We start from the raw sequence: 18,708 nt of genomic DNA on the forward strand, positions 1-18,708 counted from the left end.
AGGCACCGCCCAAGGCACCCTCCAGGACCACCGTCGCAGGAGGCACACGTGCGCGACTCCAACGGCCCTCGGGCCCCGCTCGACCCTTCGTTCCTCGCCCTCCCCCTCCGCCCGCTCGCGGACGCCGCGCTCTCCCGCGCGCTGGCGCTCGGTGCCGGGCACGCGGACTTCCGGCTGGAGCGCGTGCGTACGGCGCGGTGGCGGCTGCGGGACGCGCGTACCGCCGGGGCCGAGGACACCACCGACCAGGGGTACGCGGTGCGGGTGGTGCGCGACGGGGTATGGGGCTTCGCCTCGGGGGACGAGCTGACCCCGGAGGCGGCGGCCGGGACGGCCCAGCGGGCGGTGGCGATGGCCGAGCTGGCGGGGCAGGCCGCCCGCGCCGCGGGTGGCGGCGACCGGGTCGAGCTGGCCGAGGAGCCCTCGCACGGCGAACGGACGTGGGTGTCGGCGTACGAGACCGACCCCTTCGACGTCCCCGAGGGCGAGAAGACCGGGCTGCTCGCCGAGCGGAGCGCGCGGCTGCTCGCGGCCGACGGTGTCGCGCATGTGCGCGCGGGGCTGAGCGCCGTACGGGAGAACAAGTTCTACGCGGACACGGCGGGCACCGTCACCACGCAGCAGCGGGTCCGCGTGCGGCCGACGCTGGCGGTCATGGCGGTGGAGGACGCGCACGGCCCCGCCGAGACGCTCAGCTCGCTGGCGCCGCCCGTGGGGCGCGGCTGGGAGTACCTGACCGGCACCGGCTGGGACTGGGACTCCGAGCTGGCGGAACTGCCCGCGCTGCTCGCGGAGAAGCGGCGCGCGCCGGGCGTGGAACCCGGCGCGTACGACCTGGTGATCGACCCGACGAACCTCTGGCTCACCATCCACGAGTCCATCGGCCACGCCACCGAGCTGGACCGGGCGCTCGGCTACGAGGCGGCGTACGCGGGCACCTCGTTCGCCACCCCCGAGCTGCTCGGCACGCTGCGGTACGGCTCGCCGGTGATGCACGTGACGGGCGACCGTACGGCGCCGCACGGGCTCGCCACGGTCGGGTACGACGACGAGGGCGTGGCGGCGCGGTCCTGGGACCTGATCAGGGACGGGACGCTCGTCGGCTACCAGCTCGACCGGCGCGCGGCACGGATCGCGGGGAGCGCGCGGTCCAACGGCTGCGCCTTCGCGGACTCCCCCGCGCACGCGCCACTCCAGCGGATGGCCAACGTCTCGCTGCGGCCCGCGCCCGGCCCCGGCGGCCCCTCGACACAGGAGCTGATCGGCGGCGTGGAGGACGGGATCTACGTGGTGGGCGACCGCTCCTGGTCGATCGACATGCAGAGGTACAACTTCCAGTTCAGCGCCCAGCGCTTCCACCGGATCCGGGGCGGGCGGCTGGCCGGGCAGCTCCGCGACGTGGCGTACCAGGCGACGACCACCGACTTCTGGGGCTCGATGGAGGCGGTCGGCGGCCCGGGGACGTACCGGCTCGGCGGCTCGTTCATGTGCGGCAAGGGCCAGCCCGCGCAGGTCGCCGCCGTCTCGCACGGCTGCCCGTCGGCGCTCTTCCGCGGGGTCCGGGTCCTCAACACCACGAGGGAGGCGGGTCGATGAGCGCCCGTACGGCAGCGGCGAGGGCACAGGCGCCGCACGAGCTGGTCGAACGCGCGCTCGCGCTCTCCCGTACGGACGGCTGCGTGGTCGTCGTCGACGAGACGTCCTCGGTCCAGCTGCGCTGGGCGGGCAACGCGCTGACGACGAACGGGGTCTCCCGCGGCCGTAGGGTCACGGTCGTCGCGACGGCCGGGGGCGCGCGGGGCACGGCCGCCGGGGTCGTCCAGCGGACCGGCGTGGCCGGGGAAGAGCTGGAGCCGCTGGTGCGCGCGGCCGAGGCAGCGGCCCGCGCGGCGGGACCCGCCGAGGACGCGCGCCCGCTGGTCGAGGGCGTCCCGGTCTCGCCCGGCTTCGCGGAGCCGCCGGGCGAGACGCGTCCGTCGGTGTTCGCGCGCCTGGCGCCCGCGCTCGGCGAGACGTTCGCGCGGGCGCGCGCCGAGGGGCGCGAGCTGTACGGCTTCGCCGAGCACCGGACGGTGTCGAGCTTCCTGGGCACCTCGACCGGCCTGCGGCTCCGCCACGACCAGCCGACGGGCACGTTCACGCTCAACGCCAAGTCGCCCGCGCTGGGCGCCTCCGCCTGGGCGGGGCGTACGGCGCGGGACTTCACCGACCTCTCCGAGGCCGATCCGGCGGCGCTCGACGCGGAGCTGGCGCGGCGGCTGGAGTGGTCGCGGCGGACGGTGGAGCTGCCGCCCGGGAGGTACGAGACGCTGCTGCCGCCGACGGCCGTGGCCGATCTGCTGATCGCCCAGCTCTGGGCGTCCTCGGCGCGGGACGCGGCGGAGGGCCGCACCGTCTTCAGCGCGCCGGGCGGCGGCACCCGGGTCGGCGAGCGGCTCTCGGAGCTGCCGCTGACACTGCGCAGCGACCCCGGCGCGCCCGGGCTGGAGACCGCCCCTTTCCTGCTCGCGTACGCCTCGGGCGGGGAGCCGCCGGACGCGGGCGGTCCGGGCGGCTCGCCCGCGTCCGTGTTCGACAACGGGCTGCCCCTCTCCCCCACCCACTGGATGCGGGACGGCGTGCTGACCGGGCTGCTCGCCTCGCGGCACGGCGCGGAGCTCACGGGACTGCCGCTCGCGCCCGCGGCGGGCAACCTGCTGCTGGAGTGCGCCGGACCCTCGGCCTCCCGCTCGCTCGACGACCTGGTGGCGGGCACGAGGCGCGGCCTGCTGCTGACCTCGCTCTGGTACGTCCGCGAGGTCGACCCGGCGACCCTGCTGCTGACGGGGCTGACCCGGGACGGGGTGTTCCTGGTGGAGGACGGCGAGGTCACGGCGGCGGTGAACAACTTCCGGTTCAACGAGTCCCCCGTCTCCCTCCTCGGGCGGGCCACCGAGGCTGGCCGTACCGAGCGCACGCTGCCGCGCGAGTGGGCGGGGCGCGGCGCGCCGACCGCGATGCCGCCGCTGCGGGTGCCGGACTTCCACATGAGTTCGGTCAGCCGCGGCGTCTGAGAGAGCGGGGACGCGCATAGACTTTCGGTGACCCATCCATACCTCTTCATCAGGACAGTGACGTGACACGCCTCGGCGACTCCGTGCAGCGCGCCAGCGAACTGCTGGCCCAGGACCTCTCCTCCGACAAGACCGTCGAGCGCCTGCTCGCGGAGACCGGGTCGCGCCGCTATCTGGACCTGAGCGATCTTCCGGCGAAGGAGCAGGCCGCGCTGATCGGCTCGCGGGCCGTGGATCTGCTGCCGTCGGAGGAGCAGCTCGCCGAGCGCATCGAGGAGCGCCGTAACGAGGGGCGGGGCCTCAGCGTCAAGCTGGGCATCGACCCGACCGCGACGGACGTCCACCTGGGCCACGCGGTCCCGATGATCACCCTCAGCCGCTTCCAGCGGATGGGGCACGAGGTCACGCTGCTGATCGGCGACTTCACCGCGAAGATCGGCGACCCCTCGGGGCGTACGGCGGAGCGTCCGCCGCTGACCGACGAGGACATCGCCCGCAACCTCGCCACGTACCGCGAGCAGGTGCGGCCGTTCTTCGACTTCGAGAAGGTCAGGTTCCGGCAGAACAGCGAGTGGCTGGCGCCGTACACCTTCCCCGAGCTGCTCTCGCTCCTCACCCAGGTCCCGGCGTCCTCGCTGCTCCAGCGCGAGGACTTCCGCAACCGGCTGGCGGAGGGCTCGGGCCTGACGATGGCCGAGGTCATGTACCCGGTCGCGCAGGGCCTGGACTCGGTGGCGCTGGAGTGCGACGTGGAGCTGGGCGGCGTCGACCAGCTGCTGAACCTCCAGATGGGCCGCAGGCTGATGGAGGTCAAGGGCCAGCGCCCGCAGCTCGTCGCCACCAACCCGCTGATCGAGGGCACCGACGGCTCGGGCGCCAAGATGTCCAAGTCCAAGGGGAACTACATCGGCCTGACCACCACCGCCGAGGACGTCTTCGGCAAGGTCATGTCGATCCCCGACCGGCTGATGGTGCCGTACCTGCGGGCGTGGACCGAGTGGACCGACGCCGAGATCGACCAGGCGACGGCCCGTATCGAGGCGCGGACGCTGCACCCGATGGACCTGAAGAAGATCCTGGCGGGCGAGGTCGTCATGGCGCTGTACGGGGCCGAGGCGGCGATGACGGCGCGCGCCGGTTTCGTCGCGCAGTTCTCGAACAAGACCTTCGGCGACGTGGACACGCTGCCGTCGGTGGACGCGGGCGAGCACGGCCAGGAGGGCATCGCCGCGGTGCTCACCAAGGTCCTGGAGTTCACCCCGAGCGCCTCGGCCGCGCGCCGGATCGCCAAGCAGAACGGGCTGCGGCTCGTCGTCGAGAAGAGCGGCGAGGACCAGAAGGCCGTGGTGCTGCCGGAGGCGGACGCGCTGCGCCCGCTCGCCGAGGTGGTGCGCGAGAAGCTCGCCGCCGAGGCGGACGGCGCCGCCGACGCGGTCTACCTCAAGGCCGGCCGGAAGATCGCCCGGATCGACGGGGTCTGACGGGAGCCGACGGGATCTGACGGGAACTGACGGGACCCGACGGACAATCCGGCGAACCGGGACAGAACGCCGCGCGGCGTAGCGATGCTGCGCCGCGCGGCGGACCGCCCCCTCACGACGGCGGCGTAGGAGCTCTGGCACGCGGTGCCAGGCGCCCCGGTCTCGAAGGCGTCGGAGCCGGGGCGTACCGTGGAAGACGTCCGGAACCTCGCGTGCCGGCCCGCGGATCGGCACAGTGACCAGGTGGTGGAATGTGATGCGGAAGCAGCACAGCACGGAGGTTTTCCGGATCACCGGCGCCCGTCAGGGGCTCCAGGCGGATGTGCGCGGGCGGCAGCGGCGCTATGTGATCTCGATGCTGATCCGCACCGCTTCGGTGCTGGCCACAGTGTTGCTGTGGAATGTGGAACGCCCGTTGGCCGTGGTGACCCTGGTGCTGGGCGCGCTCCTGCCGTACGTCGCGGTGGTGATCGCCAACGCGGGCCGGGAGAACGTGCCTTCGCTGCCCTCCACCTACCTCGCGACCCCTCCCCGCCCGATGCTCAACGCGGCGGAACGCACACCGGAGTCCCAGGCCGGAGGGTCGAACGGGGCGACTGGCGACCCCAGTTGATCTGGACCTTCCCGGCAAGCTCAAGAAAACCTCAGATCAATCATGCTGTTCCGGTGCACGGCGCGAGGCATGGCATGCCATACTTCAGGTGCGCTCCGCATCCCCCGTCGGAGCGATGGACCGACGCCGGGCGGCTCCCCCCGTGGCTGCCCGGCGTCGCTTAATGTCCGGACCCTGGTGGATGATGGGGCCGTGATCCCCTCCGCCTCGCCCTCCGACGAGGGCCCCGAGTCCCCCATCTGCTCAGCCAAGGGCTGCCGCGCCGCCGCCGTGTGGGTGCTGGCCTGGAACAATCCGAAGGTGCACACGCCGGAGCGGCGCAAGACATGGCTCGCGTGCGACGACCACCGCGAGCACCTGTCGAACTTCCTCGGCATGCGGGGCTTCCTGAAGGAGACCGTGGAGCTCGCCGAGTGGGAAGAGCGGCCCCAGGGCTCCTAGCTAGCCCCCGATCGCCGACATCGGGCGCTGCGGCTGCACGAACGAGGGGTCGTCGATCCCCGCGCCCGCCTTCTTGCCCCACATCGCCTTGCGCCAGAGCGCGGCGATCTCCTCGTCCCCGGCGCCCGCGCGCAGCGCGCCGCGCAGATCGGACTCCTCGGTGGCGAAGAGGCAGGTGCGCACCTGCCCGTCGGCCGTCAGGCGCGTACGGTCGCAGGCGCGGCAGAAGGGGCGGGTGACGGAGGCGATGACGCCGACGCGCTGCGGGCCGCCGTCGACCAGCCAGCGCTCGGCGGGGGCCGAGCCGCGCTGCTCCTCGCCCTCCGGGGTGAGCGTGAAGCGGGTGCGCAGCGACTCCAGGATGTCCCCGGCGGTGATCATGCCGTCGCGCTGCCAGCCGTGCTGCGCGTCGAGGGGCATCTGCTCGATGAACCGCAGCTCGTAATCCTCCTCCAGGGCCCAGGCGAGGAGGTCGGGGGCCTCTGTCTCGTTGAGCCCCGGCATCAGGACCGCGTTGACCTTCACGGGGGTGAGGCCCGCCTCCTTGGCGGCCGCGAGGCCGCGCAGCACATCGGCGTGGCGCTTGCGGCGGGTCATCTTCTGGAAGGTCTCGGGGCTGAGGGTGTCCAGCGAGACGTTCACCCGGTCGAGACCGGCGTCGCGGAGGGCCTCGGCGGTGCGCTCCAGCCCGATCCCGTTGGTGGTCAGGGACATCCGGGGGCGGGGCTCCAGCTCCGCGCAGCGGGCGACGATGCCGGTGAGGCCGGGGCGCAGCAGCGGCTCGCCGCCGGTGAAGCGCACCTCCTTCACGCCCAGTTCCGTGACGGCGACGCGGACGAGGCGGACGATCTCGTCGTCCGTGAGCAGCTCGGGCTTGGCGAGCCACTGAAGGCCCTCTTCCGGCATGCAGTAGGTGCAGCGGAGATTGCAGCGGTCGGTCAGCGAGACGCGCAGATCGGTGGCGACCCGGCCATAGGTGTCGAGCAGCATGCTGACGGCCCCTCCCACAGGCGTATGAACTGCTTCGCAGCGTATGCCACGCCACTGACATGTGACAGTTCCGCCTGGTGAGGGGCCGTCTACGCGAGGTGACCCGCGCCTGGTGCGAGGGGTGCGGCGGCCGTCAGTGGGCGCCGTAACCGGTCATGGACCGCACCTCCAGCTCGGCGTACTTCTTCGCGTCGGGCTCCTCCTTGGAGAGGATCGAGCCGAGCCAGCCGAGCAGGAAGCCCAGCGGGATCGAGATCAGGCCCGGGTTCTCCAGCGGGAAGAAGTCGAAGTCCCAGTCCGTGAACATCGAGGTCTCCTTGCCGGAGACCACGGGCGAGAAGAAGACGAGCCCCACGGAGGAGATGAGGCCGCCGTAGATCGACCACAGCGCGCCCTGCGTGGTGAACCTCTTCCAGAACAGGCTGTAGAGGATCGTCGGCAGGTTGGCCGAGGCCGCGACGGCGAAGGCGAGCGCCACGAGTCCCGCGACGTTCAGCTTGCCCGCGAAGATGCCCAGCCCGATGGCGACGCCGCCGATGACGACGGCGGAGATACGGGCCGCGCCGACCTCCTCCTTCTCGGTGGCCTGACCCTTGCGGATGACGTTCGCGTACAGGTCGTGCGCGAACGACGAGGACGAGGCGAGCGTCAGCCCCGCGACCACGGCGAGGATCGTCGCGAAGGCGACGGCCGAGATCAGTGCGAGAAGGATCGCCCCTCCGGTCGAGTCGCTGCCGCCGCCGATGGCCTCGGCGAGCTGGGGAGCGGCCGTGTTGCCCGCGGGGTTCTTGTCGGTGATCTCCTTCGGGGTGAGCATCGCGGCGGCGCCGAAGCCGAGCGCGATGGTCATCAGGTAGAAGACGCCGATGATGCCGATCGCCCAGTTCACGGACTTCCGCGCGGCCTTGGCCGTCGGCACGGTGTAGAAGCGGATGAGGATGTGCGGCAGCCCGGCGGTGCCGAGGACGAGCGCGATGCCGAGCGAGATGAAGTCGATCTTCGAGGTGGTGCTGATCCCGTACTTCAGGCCGGGTTCGAGGAACGCCGCGCCCTTGCCGCTGTTCTCCGCGGCCTCGCTGAGGAGCGTGGAGAGGTTGTAGTTGTACTTGTGGAACACCAGCACGGTGATGATCAGGGTCCCGCCGATCAGCAGGCACGCCTTGATCATCTGCACCCAGGTGGTGCCCTTCATGCCGCCGATGGTCACGTAGAGGATCATCACGACGCCGACGAAGACGACGATCAGGTTCTTGCCCGTCTCCCCCGTGATGCCCAGCAGCAGGGCCACGAGCGCGCCCGCGCCGACCATCTGGGCCAGCAGGTAGAAGATCGACACGATGATCGTGGAGACCCCGGCGGCCGTACGGACGGGGCGCTGGCGCATCCGGTAGGCGAGGACGTCGCCCATCGTGTAGCGGCCCGAGTTCCGCAGCGGTTCAGCCACCAGGAGCAACGCGACGAGCCAGGCGACCAGGAAGCCGATGGAATAGAGGAAGCCGTCGTACCCGGAGAGGGCGATGGCGCCTGCGATGCCGAGGAAGGAGGCTGCCGACATGTAGTCGCCGGAGATGGCCAGCCCGTTCTGGAAGCCGGTGAAGGAGCGCCCGCCCGCGTAGAAGTCGGTGGCGTCCTTGGTCTTGCGGCCCGCCCACACGGTGATGGCGAGGGTGCCGACGACGAAGACGGAGAAGAGGGTGATGATCAGTGGCCGGTGCTCGCTGGCGTCCCCGGCGGCGAACTGGCTCACGGCGGGCGACGCCGCGAGCTGGTGCGTCAGGCTCATGCGTCCCTCTCCCCGTCCTCGGCGCTTGCGGCCTCCAGCCGGGCCTTGATGGCCTCGGCCTTCGGGTCGAACCTCTCGGCGGCGACCCGCGAGTACCACCACGCGATGAGGAACGTGGTCACGAACTGGGCGAGGCCGAAGACGAACGCGATGTTGATACTGCCGACCACCTTGGTGCCCATGAACCCGCCCGCGTAGTTCGACAGCAGGACGTAGAGCAGGTACCAGACGATGAACGCCACGGTGAGGGGAAAGACGAACGAACGGTACCCGCGCCGGAGTTCGCCGAACTCAGGACTCTGCTGTACCTCCGTGTAGTCCCGACTGCCCGGCGGGCCGGAACTCGCGTGCTCTGGGGCGGTGTCCACAGTGACTCCAGACGGAATACGGGGGCGGAGGGAGGGTTGGTGTGACGTATATCTCCCTGGGCGTACAGTGCGCGCATCGTAGATCGCGCACCAGCGTTACAACAGGGGGCCCGCCCGCGGAATCACATAAGGCACCTCGTCACACCACACTCCCTTCGGACTTTCTCTCGCAATCCATTGCAGTTCCGGGCCCACCAGGGATAACTTCCGTCGTCTGTGGACAACTTCAGACGACATGGAGACCCCATGGTTTCAAGACCTTCCAGACGGCGGCGTGTTCTCGCACTGCCGCTGGGACTCGTGCTGACCGCTTCGCTCGGCCTCGCAGGAGCCGCCGCGGCGAACGCTCAGGACGAGCCCTCCGCTCCGAAGGCGAAAGCCGGCGAGAAGCTGAGCTACGTCGTCAACACCGAAAAGGACCCGGGCACGATCGATCGGGTCAAGAAGGAAATACGGGCGGCCGACGGCAAGATCGTCACCTCCTACAAGAAGCTCGGCATCATCGTCGCCCATTCGGCCAACCCGGAGTTCGGCGACACGCTGCGCGCGGTCGACGGAGTGGACTCCGCCGGTGCCACCCGTACGGCGCCGCTGAAGGCCGCGGGCACCACCGAGGTCGGCAAGCCCGAGTTCGTCAAGCAGCCCAAGGCCTCGCTCGCCGCGAAGGCCAAGGCGAAGGGCGAGGAGCCGCTGGAGTCCCTGCAGTGGGACAAGCGGGCCATCAAGGCCGACAAGGCCAGCGAGGTCAGTGAGGGCAGCAAGAACGTCACCGTCGGTGTCATCGACACCGGTGTGGACGACACGCACCCCGACCTCAAGGGCAACTTCTCCGCCAAGCAGTCCGCGAACTGCGTCGGCGGCAAGCCCGACACCACGCCGGGCGCCTGGCGCCCGTACAGCGCCACCGACGACTACCACGGCACGCACGTGGCGGGCATCATCGGCGCTCCGCGCAACGGCGTCGGCATCGCGGGCGCGGCCCCGGGCGTCAAGCTCTCGGCCATCAAGGTGAGCGAGCCGGAGACCTCGCTCTTCTACACGGAGGCCGTGGTCTGCGCCATGGTCTTCGCGGCCGACCACGGCGTCGAGGTCACGAACAACAGCTACTACACCGACCCGTGGCTCTACAACTGCGGCGACCAGGCCGACCAGAAGGCCATCGCGGACGCCGTCGGCCGTGCGGTGAAGTACGCGCAGGGCAAGGGCGTCACCACCGTCAGCTCGGCGGGCAACTCCTCGCAGGACCACGCCGCGAAGGAGATCGTCGACGACACGAGCCCCAACGACTCCACTCCGGTGAAGCGCACGATCAACCCGGCCGAGTGCCCGGACGTGCCGACCATGCTGGACGGCGCCATCTCCGTCTCGGCCTCGGGTCCGCAGGACAACCGGAAGTCGTACTACTCCAACTACGGCCTCGACAAGATCGACGTCACGGCCCCGGGCGGCGACCGCCGCTACCAGGAGGTTCCCGAGCCGGCCAAGGACGGCGGCGTCGTCTCCACCATGCCGGGCGGTGACTACGCGTACCTCCAGGGCACCTCGATGGCGGGCCCGCAGGTCGCGGGTGTCGCGGCGCTCATCAAGAGCCAGCACCCCAAGGCCACCCCGCAGGAGATCGCCTGGCGGCTGAAGGCGCAGGCGACGAGCGTGGCCTGCCCCGAGAAGTACGACCCGGACGGCAAGGGCACGTACGCCGCCAAGTGCACCGGCGTGAAGGGCAACAACAGCTTCTACGGCCACGGCATCGTGGACGCGCTGGCCGCGGTCACGAAGTGACGGCGGAAGGGCTCTCCTGAGCCGGTACGCCTTCGGCTGCCGGTGAGGTGAGCGAGGGGTCGGACCGCTGCGGCGGTCCGGCCCCTTCTGCCTGTTCCGCCTGCTGTACGGCCTTCGGCTGCCAGCCCGGGCCGCGGAAGACCCGCCCGGCGCGCTCGCGCCAGTCGCGGGAGGCGCGCACGTCGCGGGCGATGGCGGCGTACTCGTGGGTGGCCACGCGCAGCGGGTTGTAGGTGTGGATGTTCTTCGTCAGGCCGTACACGGGCGCCGTCGTCTCCGGGACGAACGAGCGGAAGAGCCGGTCCCAGACGATGAGGATGCCGCCGAAGTTGCGGTCCAGATAGCCGCCCTGCGAGGCGTGGTGCACCCGGTGGTGCGAGGGCGTGTTGAAGACGAACTCGATCGGCCGCCAGCACTTTCCGACGCGTTCGGTGTGGATCCAGAACTGGTAGACGAGGTTCACGGAGGAGCAGAACGCGACCGCCGCGGGGTGCACGCCGAGGGCGATCATCGGCACGTAGAACGGCCAGACCGTCCAGGTCGTCCAGGGCTGCCGCAGCGCGGTGGTGAAGTTGAACTTCTCGCTGGAGTGGTGCACCACGTGGCAGGCCCACAGGATGCGGATCACGTGGTGGCCGCGGTGCGACCAGTAGTAGAAGAAGTCTTGCGCGAGCAGCATCAGCGGCAGCGTCCACCACAGGATCGGGACGCGGAGCGGCGTGAGCTCGTAGACGGCCGCGTAGACCGCGACGATCGGTATCTTCCAGAGCGCGTCGAAGACCAGGCTGCCGAGTCCCATGGTGATGCTGGTCGCGGCGTCCTTGGTCTCGTATCCGGCCGCGTCCTCGTCCGGGTGGAGATGGTGGCTCACCATCTCCACCACGGTGAGGAGCACGAAGGCGGGGATCGACCACAGCACGACATCGGGCAGGCTAGACGGCATGTCAGCAAGGTAAGGCCGCTGGTGAACTCCGCGCTAGGGGTTGTTACCCGCGCGTATTGCAACGCCCCCTTTCATGAGATCTCACCAGACCCGCACCTTTCCCCCGGGCGCGAAGGCCGGGCTGCTCGCGTCCTCGGGGACGGCGGTGAGCGGTTCGGCGATCTCCTCGGCCGTCGGGCCCACACGGGCCGCCACGGGGTCCAGGAGGGCCGTGTCGAAGCCGTAGACGCGCGCGGCGTTGCCGCCCACCATGGCGGCCACCTCGTCGCGCGGGAGACCCGCGTAGGCGATCCGCAGGCCCTCGCGGGAGTACGGCTGGGTACCCTCGTCGTGCGGGTAGTCGCTGCCCCACATGATCTTGTCGAGGCCGATCCGGTGGCGCAGCGGCACCTCGTGGGGGCGCATGAAGCTCGCACCCACGTAGCAGTTCTCCCGCCAGACCTCGCTGGGGCCCTTGCCCATGGCCTCGGCCAGCCCCGCGCCGAACTTGGCCTCGGCCGTGGCCGCCTTCGTCGCCGCCGCGACCAGCCTGCCGTGGTAGTAGTCCAGCATCTCCAGCACTCCGGGGATCCATCCCGAGCCCTGCTCCGTCAGGACCAGTGTCAACTCGGGATGACGCCGGAAGGCGCCGCCGAAGACGAGGTGCCACAGCGCCCTGTGCGAGAACCAGGTGGTCTCCACCATGAAGACCGCGCGGGCCGCCGGTTCCTCGCCCAGCGGGGGCGAGGCGGAGCCGCCGTGATGGTTGACGGGGACGCCCAGTTCGGCACAGACGGCCCACAGCGGGTCGTACGCCTCCGAGTACAGCTCGGGGACGCCCGAGCCCGGCGGGGCGCCGGGGAGCAGGATGCCTCCGGTGAGCCCGTTCTCCTTGGCCCAGCGGACCTCCTTGACGGCCTCCGCCACGTCGTTCAGGAGGATCTGGGCCACTCCCGCGCGCCGTCCGGGCGCCGCGGCGCAGAAGTCCGCGAGCCACCTGTTGTGCGCCCGCAGCCCGGCCCAGCGCTGCTCGTACTCCTCGCGCGTGGGGGCCGGGGCCATCAGGGACGCGGAGGGGAAGAAGGGCGGGATGGTGTTCGGGAACACCACTTCCGCCACGATGCCGTCCGCCTCCATCTCGGCCAGCCGCCGCCCGGAGTTCCAGTTCCGGTCCGCCGTGTCGGCGAGCAGGTCCTCGTACGGGTTGACGTAGTCGGCGGCCCAGGCGTCGAAGTCGTCGTGGTACGCCTTCTCCAGGTACGGCCTGTAGTCGAGAAGGTCGGCCCCCGCGTGGCAGTCCGCAGAGATGACCGTGTAGCGGTCCGTGCCGTGCTCCGTGCGGTCCGTGCCGTGCTCCGTGCCGCTCATGGCGTGTCCCTTCCCACGAACGGGAAGTCGTGGTCCGTCAGCCAGTGGCGCCCCGTCTCCCTGGAGCGCCGCCAGGACTCCTCCACGGGCCCCTGGTCCGCCGGCTGGCCCAGCTCCTCCGGCGTCGGCCCTATGCGGCGCGCGAGGGGCTCCAGGGCCGCCGTGTCGAAGCCGAAGACCTCGGCCGCCGCGCCGCCCAGCATCCGGCGGGTCTCGGACACGGGGATGTCGTGGAACGTCTTCCGCAGCCACTCCCGGGTCGCGGGCCAGGTGCCCTCGGGGTGCGGGAAATCGCTGCCCCACAGGATGTTGTCGACGCCGATCTCGTACCGCTGGGCGAGCTCGCGCCTCTTGGTGTTGGTCGCGCACACGAACACCTGGCGGTCCAGGTACTCGTGCGGAGGGCGCTTCAGTTCGGCGAAGGGCGAGAGTTTCTTGCCCCCGTGCGCGCCCAGGTAGAGCCGGTCCATGAACCAGAGCAGATTGGGCAGCCACCAGCAGCCCGACTCGGCAATCCCGAAGCGCAGCCCCGGGTGCCGCTCGAAGGCGCCGGACCACAGCAGGAACCACAGGGGGCGCGCGGGCCACCAGGTGACCTCGCTGACATAGATGCCCAGATGGTCGCCGTACTCGTGGCGCGGCGCGGCGCCCGAGTGCGTCACGACGGGCATACGGGTCTCCGCCGCCGCTGCCCACACCGGGTCGTAACGGCGGTCGTGGTAGGGCGCCTTGTCGACCCACATGGAGGGGATCATCAGCGCCCCGAGCCCCGACTCCCTGGCGCGGTGGATCTCGGCGACGACCTTTTCGACGTCCCCCGTGACGGGCAGGAGGGCCACTCCGCAGTGCCGTTCGGGGTGCTGGGAGCAGAGTTCGGCGAGCCACCTGTTGTGCGCCTGGGCGCCCGCCATGCCCAGCTCGGGGTCCTGGTCGCCGCTGAGCCCGAGGCCGACGCCGAAGGGCGCGGCCGTACCGCTGTCCACGGCGTCCGCGTCGGGGAAGACGACCTCGCCGGCGACGCCGTCGCCGTCCAGTTCCTTGACGCGCTGGGCCGCGTCCCAGCCGCCGCGCAGTCCCTCCTCGTTGTCCTCGAACCATTTGCGCGCGAAGGTCTCGTTCCGGATGCCGAGCCGGGTGGACTCCTCGATACGGGCGTCCCTCTGTGAGAGGAACTCGTCGAACTCCCGGTGGAAACGGGCCTCCAGATAGGGCCGGTACTCCTCGGTGGGCAGCCCGGCGTGGCAGTCGGAGGAGATGATCAGGTACGGGTCCCGCTGGGTGTCGGTCACGGGCTCACTCCTCGTCCTTGTCGAGAATGAAGCTCTCCAGGTACGCCGGGTTCGCACGCTCCAGCATCGAACGGGAACGGGCCCGGATCTGGCCGTCGCTGTGCTCGCTCGCGGGGAGCATCCAGAAGCGGTCCTCGCGCAGGCCCTCGGCCACGTGGCCGGCGACCTCGGCCGGATCGGTGAAGCGGATCTCGTGCCCGGCCTCCCGCATCGCCGCCTCCCACTGGTCGATCGAGCGGTACGGGGTCCTGCGCGGGCGGCTCTTGGCGTACCGCTCGGGCCTGTTGCGGTGCGACTCCCACAGCCCGGTGCGCAGCATGTGCGGCCCGGGGAAGAGCACGGAGGCGCCCACCTTCGCCTTCTCGGCCCGCAGATGGGCGTACAGGGACTCCGTCATGGTGACGACGGCCGCCTTGGTCACCGCGTACACCGAGGCGGTCGGCAGCGGGGCGATCCCGCCGTCCCCGGAGGACGTGTTCACGACGTGCCCGGGCTCGCCCGAGGCGACCATCCGGGGCACGAACGCCTGGATGCCGTGGAAGACGCCCCACACGTTGACGGCGAACGCCCACTCCCAGTCGCGCGGGTCGTGCTCCCACATGCGGCCCTCGGCCCCGGAGCCGACGCCCGCGTTGTTGCACAGCACATGGACCGCGCCGAACTCCTCGAACGCCGCGTCCGCGAGGGCCTCTACAGAGGCGCGTTCGCTGACGTCCGTGACGCGCGCGAGGACCGTCGCGCCCTCGTCGCGCAGCCCGGCCGCCGCCTTCTCCAGCGCGCCCTCCTCCACGTCGGCCAGGACCACCCGGAGCCCCTCGCGCGCGAAGCGGCGCGCCAGGGCCAGCCCGATGCCGCTCGCGGCCCCCGTCACGACCGCCGTCCGTCCCGCCGTCAGCTCCATCAGGCGCTCCCCTCGCGCGAGGGCTCCGGCGGTCCGTCCAGGACCTGTGCGGCGTCGTCGTAGCGCTGGTGCACGTACGGCAGCACGTCGGCCGCGCCGAGCCGTTCGGCGACGCGTCCCTTCTGGTCGCTGGTCTTCTCGCCCAGGGTGAGCTCCACCAGCCGCCGTACGGGCAGGTCGGCCACGGGGTCGTACGGGGACTCGCGCAGCACCACCTCACCGTCCACGGCCTCCAGCCGGCGCACCTTCTCGTGACGGAGGCAGTGCACGAGGACCGGGTCGACGTCGAATCCGCTCCCGTCCACGGCGGGCAGGAACTTCAGGTAGAAGTCGAGCTTCTCCGCGGGCTCCGGCAGCGGCAGTGCGCCGCCCACGGTGCCGCGTATCTCGACGAAGGCCACACCGTGCCGGGCGAGCGCCGCGCGCAGCGCGCCGTCGGGCCCGCGCTCGACGGTGACCTCGCCGAGCTTCTTGGGCTCGCCGAAGACCTCCCGGCCGCCGATGAGCGCCCTCTCGTGCGTCATGGGCATCACCAGCGGGTACCAGCCCTCGGCGCCCCCGTGCCGCGCGGCGACGGCCACGGAGCCCGCGCCGAGCGGATAGCCGGGCAGGTCGACCTTGCTGACGCTGACCCGGACGAGGGGCCGTTCGCCCGGCTTGAGGGGCGGGGGCAGCACCTCGGCCACCACCCCGGGGTCGGTCTCCCAGACGGCGGTCACGCCCGTCGACCAGATGTCGGGGAGCCGCGTGCTCGCCTCCCTCGCCCGCGCGGTCTCCTCCTCGGAACGCGGGCCGTACCGTACGCGCACCATGCCGTGCCACCCTTCGTCGCGCGTCCGCCTCTCTGATTCCGGCGGCCTGTAACCCTGTTACAGCGCGGCCCTCGAAGGGTAAAGACATGCGCACCGACCAGAATTGGGGGCCCCATGACGCGCACCGAGCCGCCCTCCCGCTCGCCCCTCACCCGGGAAGCGGTCCTCGGCGCCGCCGCCTCGCTCGTCATCCAGCACGGTCCGCAGGCCCTCACCATGCGCAAGCTCGCCGCCGAACTCGGCACGGCCGTCACGTCGATCTACTGGCACGTGGGCAACCGCGAGTCCCTCCTGGACGCGCTGGTCGAGCGCACGGTGCGCGAGCTGGGCGACATCAGACCGCGCGGCCGTACGCCCGCGGAGCGCGTCGTCTCGCTCGCCCGCGCGCTGCGCCGCGAACTGCGCGCGCACCCGCACCTGATCGCGATGGTCCACGAACGCGGCCTGACCGAGCGGATGTTCCTCCCCGCGCAGCGCGCGCTCGTCCACGAGACGCACGCGGCCGGACTGCGCGGCGCCCGCGCGGCCGAGGCCGTACGGGCCGTGCAGTTCGCCGTCATCGGCCATCTGCTGGTCGAGCGCAACCGCGAGCGCGCCCCCGTCCAGCGGCCCGGCGAGCCCGAGCTGTGGTCCGCCGCGAGCGCCGAGGACGACCCCGCGCTCGCCCGCGCGCTGTCCCGTCCGCCCGACGCGGAGCGGGTGTTCACCGCGTCGATACGGGCATTGGTGACCGGTTTGCTCGATTCGTGACGGCTGCCCGGAGTGCCGCACGGGGCCGCGGCGGAACGGACGTACGGGAGAGGCGTCGCGGCACGGCGCGGCGCGCGGAAGTCAACCGCGCGCCGGGCGCGCTTCGGGCACTGTCAGTGCCGACCCGTATTCTCTGGGACCATGCTCGAAGACCAGACGGCACTTCCGGACGGGGCGGCGGCCGCCATCCCCGCGCAGCCCGCCGCCGACCCCCATGACGCCCCCGTCTCCTGGCCGTCCGGATTTCCGGAGCGCTATGCGGTGGTGGACGTGGAGACCACCGGCCTCGCGCGCGACGACCGGATAGTGTCCGCCGCGGTCTACCGGCTGGACGCGCACGGGGACGTGGAGGACCACTGGTACACGCCGGTCAATCCGCGCCGCGACCCGGGCCCCACCTGGATCCACGGGCTGACGGCCGAGGCCCTGGCCGACGCCCCTCTCTTCGAGGACATCGCCGACGAGTTCGCGGAGCACCTCGCCGACCGCGTCCTGGTCGCGCACAACGCCATCTTCGACTGGTCGATGATCGCCCGGGAGTTCGCCCGCGCCCGGCGCGCCGCCCCCGTGCGGCAGCGGCTGTGCACCATCGCGCTCTCCAAGGAGCTCTCCCTCCCGCTGCCCAACCACAAGCTGGAGTCCCTCGCCGCGCACTACGGCGTGGTGCAGCAGCGCGCGCACCACGCGCTGGACGACGCGCGCGTGCTCGCCGAGGCGTTCCGCCCCAGCCTCCACCTCGCGGCCCGGCAGGACGTCCGCCTCCCGCTGCTGGCCTGCCAGCCCCTCAGCGAGTGGTCGGACACGGTCGTGCCGCGCGGCGGCGGGAGCGGTGGGGGCGGCGGCACGGGCGGAGCAGGAGCAGGAGGCGGAGGCGGCTGGTCCGGCCGGTCGTACGCCAGCACGTGGCGCCCCTCCCGCAAGCGCCCCAAGTGCCCGTACCCGAACCCGGGGCGTTACGAGCCGGGCGGGCCGCTCGTCCAGGGCATGCGCGTGGCGATCTCCGGCGACACCTCCGTCGACCGTGAGCTGCTGGAGGACCGCGCCATCGAGGCCGGTCTGCACATCGCCTCCAGCGTCTCGCGCCTCACCAGCCTCCTGGTGACCAACGATCCGGACTCCCCCACGTCCAAGGTCGTCAAGGCCCGCTCGTTCGGCACCCCGGTGATCGACGAGGCGGCCTTCAGCCAGCTCCTCCCGGACGTGGCCCCCGCGCCCGAGGGCTGACCGGGCTGCGGGTACCGTCAGTAGGCGTGTACCGCTTCCTGTTGTCCCGGCAGTGGGTGATCCTCACCCTGCTCGCCCTCGTGCTCATCCCCGTGATGATCAAGCTGGGCTTCTGGCAGCTCCACCGGCACGAGGCGCGGGTCGCGCGCAACGACGAGGTCACCGCGAGCCTCTCCGCGCCGTCCGTCCCGGTCACGGAGCTGACGGGGACGGGCCGTGAGCCGTCCGACGACGACAAGTTCCGCACGGTCGAGGCCACCGGTACGTACGACGCGGAGCACGAGGTCGTCGTCCGGCACCGCACCGCGGCCGACGGCGACACCATCGGCTATTTCGTCGTCACCCCCCTCGTCACGAAGGACGGCAAGGCCGTCCTCGTCAACCGGGGCTGGATCAAGGCGGACCGCGACCTCACCGCGTTCCCCGAGGTCCCGAAGGCCCCCCGGGGCGAGGTGAAGATCGTCGGCAGGATGATGCCGGACGAGACGACCGAGGCCAGCGGCATCAAGGACACCAAGGGCCTGCCCGACCGCCAGGTCATGCTGATCAACAGCAAGGAGCAGGCCGGGAAGCTCGGCCGCCCCGTGCTCGGCGGCTTCGTCCAGCTCACCGAGACCACCCCCAAGCCCGCGGGCAAGCAGCCCGAGGTGCTCCCCGAGCCCGACCACAGCGGCATCGGCCCCCACATGGCGTACGCCGTCCAGTGGTGGCTCTTCGCCGCGGCCGTCCCGGTCGGCTGGGTGATCCTGGTGCGCCGCGAGCGCCAGGACCGGAAGAATCAGGCCGCGGAGGGCGAGTCCGCCCCGGACGCCCCGGATGCCCAGAACGCGACGCCGGACACGACCCCGGAAGAGCCCTCCGAAGAGCCCTCGGAAGCGCCCTCCGAGAAGGAGCAGGGGAAACAGGAGCCCGAGCCGGTGTCGGACTGACGGCC

The 18,708-nt window shown here is 71.6% G+C and carries 17 protein-coding genes; 9 read left to right on the forward strand and 8 right to left on the reverse strand.

The genetic code is table 11. The features are described 5' to 3' along the window. Positions 1-48 precede the first annotated feature (48 nt). The 5 genes from ACGF3A_RS17885 to ACGF3A_RS17905 all read left to right on the forward strand — a co-directional run bounded on the left by ACGF3A_RS17885 (position 49) and on the right by ACGF3A_RS17905 (position 5,588). Positions 49-1,596, forward strand: coding sequence for a TldD/PmbA family protein (locus ACGF3A_RS17885; RefSeq protein ID WP_393730803.1), 1,548 nt, complete (start codon positions 49-51; stop codon positions 1,594-1,596). Further along, positions 1,593-3,053, forward strand: a complete 1,461-nt coding sequence (locus tag ACGF3A_RS17890; protein ID WP_393730805.1) for a metallopeptidase TldD-related protein — start codon at positions 1,593-1,595, stop codon at positions 3,051-3,053. The genes ACGF3A_RS17885 and ACGF3A_RS17890 overlap by 4 nt, the downstream gene beginning before the upstream one ends. Positions 3,054-3,115: 62 nt before the next feature. Further along, on the forward strand, positions 3,116-4,534 hold the full coding sequence (tyrS, locus tag ACGF3A_RS17895) for a tyrosine--tRNA ligase (protein ID WP_393730807.1): 1,419 nt from the start codon (positions 3,116-3,118) through the stop codon (positions 4,532-4,534). A gap of 256 nt (positions 4,535-4,790) precedes the next feature. Further along, complete coding sequence (locus ACGF3A_RS17900; RefSeq protein WP_393730809.1) at positions 4,791-5,147, forward strand: DUF3099 domain-containing protein; 357 nt, start codon at positions 4,791-4,793, stop codon at positions 5,145-5,147. A 192-nt stretch (positions 5,148-5,339) separates the two neighbouring features. Next, positions 5,340-5,588, forward strand: coding sequence for a hypothetical protein (locus ACGF3A_RS17905; protein WP_393730811.1), 249 nt, complete (start codon positions 5,340-5,342; stop codon positions 5,586-5,588). Here the strand turns inward: ACGF3A_RS17905 and moaA are convergent, their stop codons facing one another. The 3 genes from moaA to ACGF3A_RS17920 all read right to left on the reverse strand — a co-directional run bounded on the left by moaA (position 5,589) and on the right by ACGF3A_RS17920 (position 8,729). Beyond that, the gene (gene moaA, locus ACGF3A_RS17910) at positions 5,589-6,578 is read right to left on the reverse strand and encodes a GTP 3',8-cyclase MoaA (protein WP_393730813.1); all 990 of its coding nucleotides are present in this window, start codon (positions 6,576-6,578) and stop codon (positions 5,589-5,591) included. A gap of 133 nt (positions 6,579-6,711) precedes the next feature. Further along, complete coding sequence (locus ACGF3A_RS17915; protein ID WP_393730815.1) at positions 6,712-8,361, reverse strand: cation acetate symporter; 1,650 nt, start codon at positions 8,359-8,361, stop codon at positions 6,712-6,714. Further along, on the reverse strand, positions 8,358-8,729 hold the full coding sequence (locus ACGF3A_RS17920; RefSeq protein ID WP_393730817.1) for a DUF485 domain-containing protein: 372 nt from the start codon (positions 8,727-8,729) through the stop codon (positions 8,358-8,360). The genes ACGF3A_RS17915 and ACGF3A_RS17920 overlap by 4 nt, the downstream gene beginning before the upstream one ends. A 246-nt stretch (positions 8,730-8,975) precedes the next feature. On the opposite strand from ACGF3A_RS17920, the gene ACGF3A_RS17925 reads away from it, so the two are divergent. Beyond that, on the forward strand, positions 8,976-10,508 hold the full coding sequence (locus ACGF3A_RS17925; RefSeq protein ID WP_393730819.1) for a S8 family serine peptidase: 1,533 nt from the start codon (positions 8,976-8,978) through the stop codon (positions 10,506-10,508). Here ACGF3A_RS17925 and ACGF3A_RS17930 read toward each other — a convergent pair. The 5 genes from ACGF3A_RS17930 to ACGF3A_RS17950 form a co-directional block, all read right to left on the reverse strand. Then, positions 10,498-11,451, reverse strand: coding sequence for a sterol desaturase family protein (locus ACGF3A_RS17930; protein WP_393730821.1), 954 nt, complete (start codon positions 11,449-11,451; stop codon positions 10,498-10,500). The two genes, ACGF3A_RS17925 and ACGF3A_RS17930, sit on opposite strands and share 11 nt — an antisense overlap. Positions 11,452-11,532: 81 nt before the next feature. Next, complete coding sequence (locus tag ACGF3A_RS17935; RefSeq protein ID WP_393730823.1) at positions 11,533-12,798, reverse strand: amidohydrolase family protein; 1,266 nt, start codon at positions 12,796-12,798, stop codon at positions 11,533-11,535. After that, entirely contained in the window at positions 12,795-14,087 is a 1,293-nt protein-coding gene (locus ACGF3A_RS17940) for an amidohydrolase family protein (RefSeq protein ID WP_393730825.1), read from the reverse strand. Before ACGF3A_RS17940 ends, ACGF3A_RS17935 begins: the two co-directional genes overlap by 4 nt. Before the next feature lie 4 nt (positions 14,088-14,091). Next, entirely contained in the window at positions 14,092-14,988 is an 897-nt protein-coding gene (locus ACGF3A_RS17945) for an SDR family NAD(P)-dependent oxidoreductase (protein ID WP_393730827.1), read from the reverse strand. Continuing rightward, a complete protein-coding gene (locus ACGF3A_RS17950; protein WP_393730829.1) occupies positions 14,988-15,800 on the reverse strand; it encodes an acetoacetate decarboxylase family protein in 813 nt (270 codons plus the stop codon). The genes ACGF3A_RS17945 and ACGF3A_RS17950 overlap by 1 nt, the downstream gene beginning before the upstream one ends. 114 nt (positions 15,801-15,914) lie before the next feature. On the opposite strand from ACGF3A_RS17950, the gene ACGF3A_RS17955 reads away from it, so the two are divergent. The 3 genes from ACGF3A_RS17955 to ACGF3A_RS17965 all read left to right on the forward strand — a co-directional run bounded on the left by ACGF3A_RS17955 (position 15,915) and on the right by ACGF3A_RS17965 (position 18,703). Beyond that, positions 15,915-16,550, forward strand: coding sequence for a TetR/AcrR family transcriptional regulator (locus ACGF3A_RS17955; protein WP_393730831.1), 636 nt, complete (start codon positions 15,915-15,917; stop codon positions 16,548-16,550). Positions 16,551-16,691: 141 nt separating this feature from the next. Continuing rightward, entirely contained in the window at positions 16,692-17,774 is a 1,083-nt protein-coding gene (locus ACGF3A_RS17960) for a DEDDh family exonuclease (protein ID WP_393730833.1), read from the forward strand. Positions 17,775-17,800: 26 nt separating this feature from the next. Beyond that, positions 17,801-18,703, forward strand: a complete 903-nt coding sequence (locus ACGF3A_RS17965) for an SURF1 family protein (protein ID WP_393730835.1) — start codon at positions 17,801-17,803, stop codon at positions 18,701-18,703. The last annotated feature ends 5 nt before the right edge of the window (positions 18,704-18,708 follow it).

The sequence above is a fragment of the Streptomyces sp. NPDC048172 genome (assembly GCF_043202595.1).
Taxonomy (GTDB): Bacteria; Actinomycetota; Actinomycetes; order Streptomycetales; family Streptomycetaceae; genus Streptomyces.

Coding starts and splice junctions, on each gene's coding strand:
- ACGF3A_RS17890 (WP_393730805.1), top strand. CDS start 1,593: ATGAGCGCCCGTACGGCAGCGGCGAGGGCACAGGCGCCGCACGAGCTG.
- ACGF3A_RS17900 (WP_393730809.1), top strand. CDS start 4,791: ATGCGGAAGCAGCACAGCACGGAGGTTTTCCGGATCACCGGCGCCCGT.
- moaA (WP_393730813.1), bottom strand. CDS start 6,578: ATGCTGCTCGACACCTATGGCCGGGTCGCCACCGATCTGCGCGTCTCG.
- ACGF3A_RS17915 (WP_393730815.1), bottom strand. CDS start 8,361: ATGAGCCTGACGCACCAGCTCGCGGCGTCGCCCGCCGTGAGCCAGTTC.
- ACGF3A_RS17925 (WP_393730819.1), top strand. CDS start 8,976: ATGGTTTCAAGACCTTCCAGACGGCGGCGTGTTCTCGCACTGCCGCTG.
- ACGF3A_RS17930 (WP_393730821.1), bottom strand. CDS start 11,451: ATGCCGTCTAGCCTGCCCGATGTCGTGCTGTGGTCGATCCCCGCCTTC.
- ACGF3A_RS17935 (WP_393730823.1), bottom strand. CDS start 12,798: ATGAGCGGCACGGAGCACGGCACGGACCGCACGGAGCACGGCACGGAC.
- ACGF3A_RS17945 (WP_393730827.1), bottom strand. CDS start 14,988: ATGGAGCTGACGGCGGGACGGACGGCGGTCGTGACGGGGGCCGCGAGC.
- ACGF3A_RS17950 (WP_393730829.1), bottom strand. CDS start 15,800: ATGGTGCGCGTACGGTACGGCCCGCGTTCCGAGGAGGAGACCGCGCGG.
- ACGF3A_RS17955 (WP_393730831.1), top strand. CDS start 15,915: ATGACGCGCACCGAGCCGCCCTCCCGCTCGCCCCTCACCCGGGAAGCG.
- ACGF3A_RS17960 (WP_393730833.1), top strand. CDS start 16,692: ATGCTCGAAGACCAGACGGCACTTCCGGACGGGGCGGCGGCCGCCATC.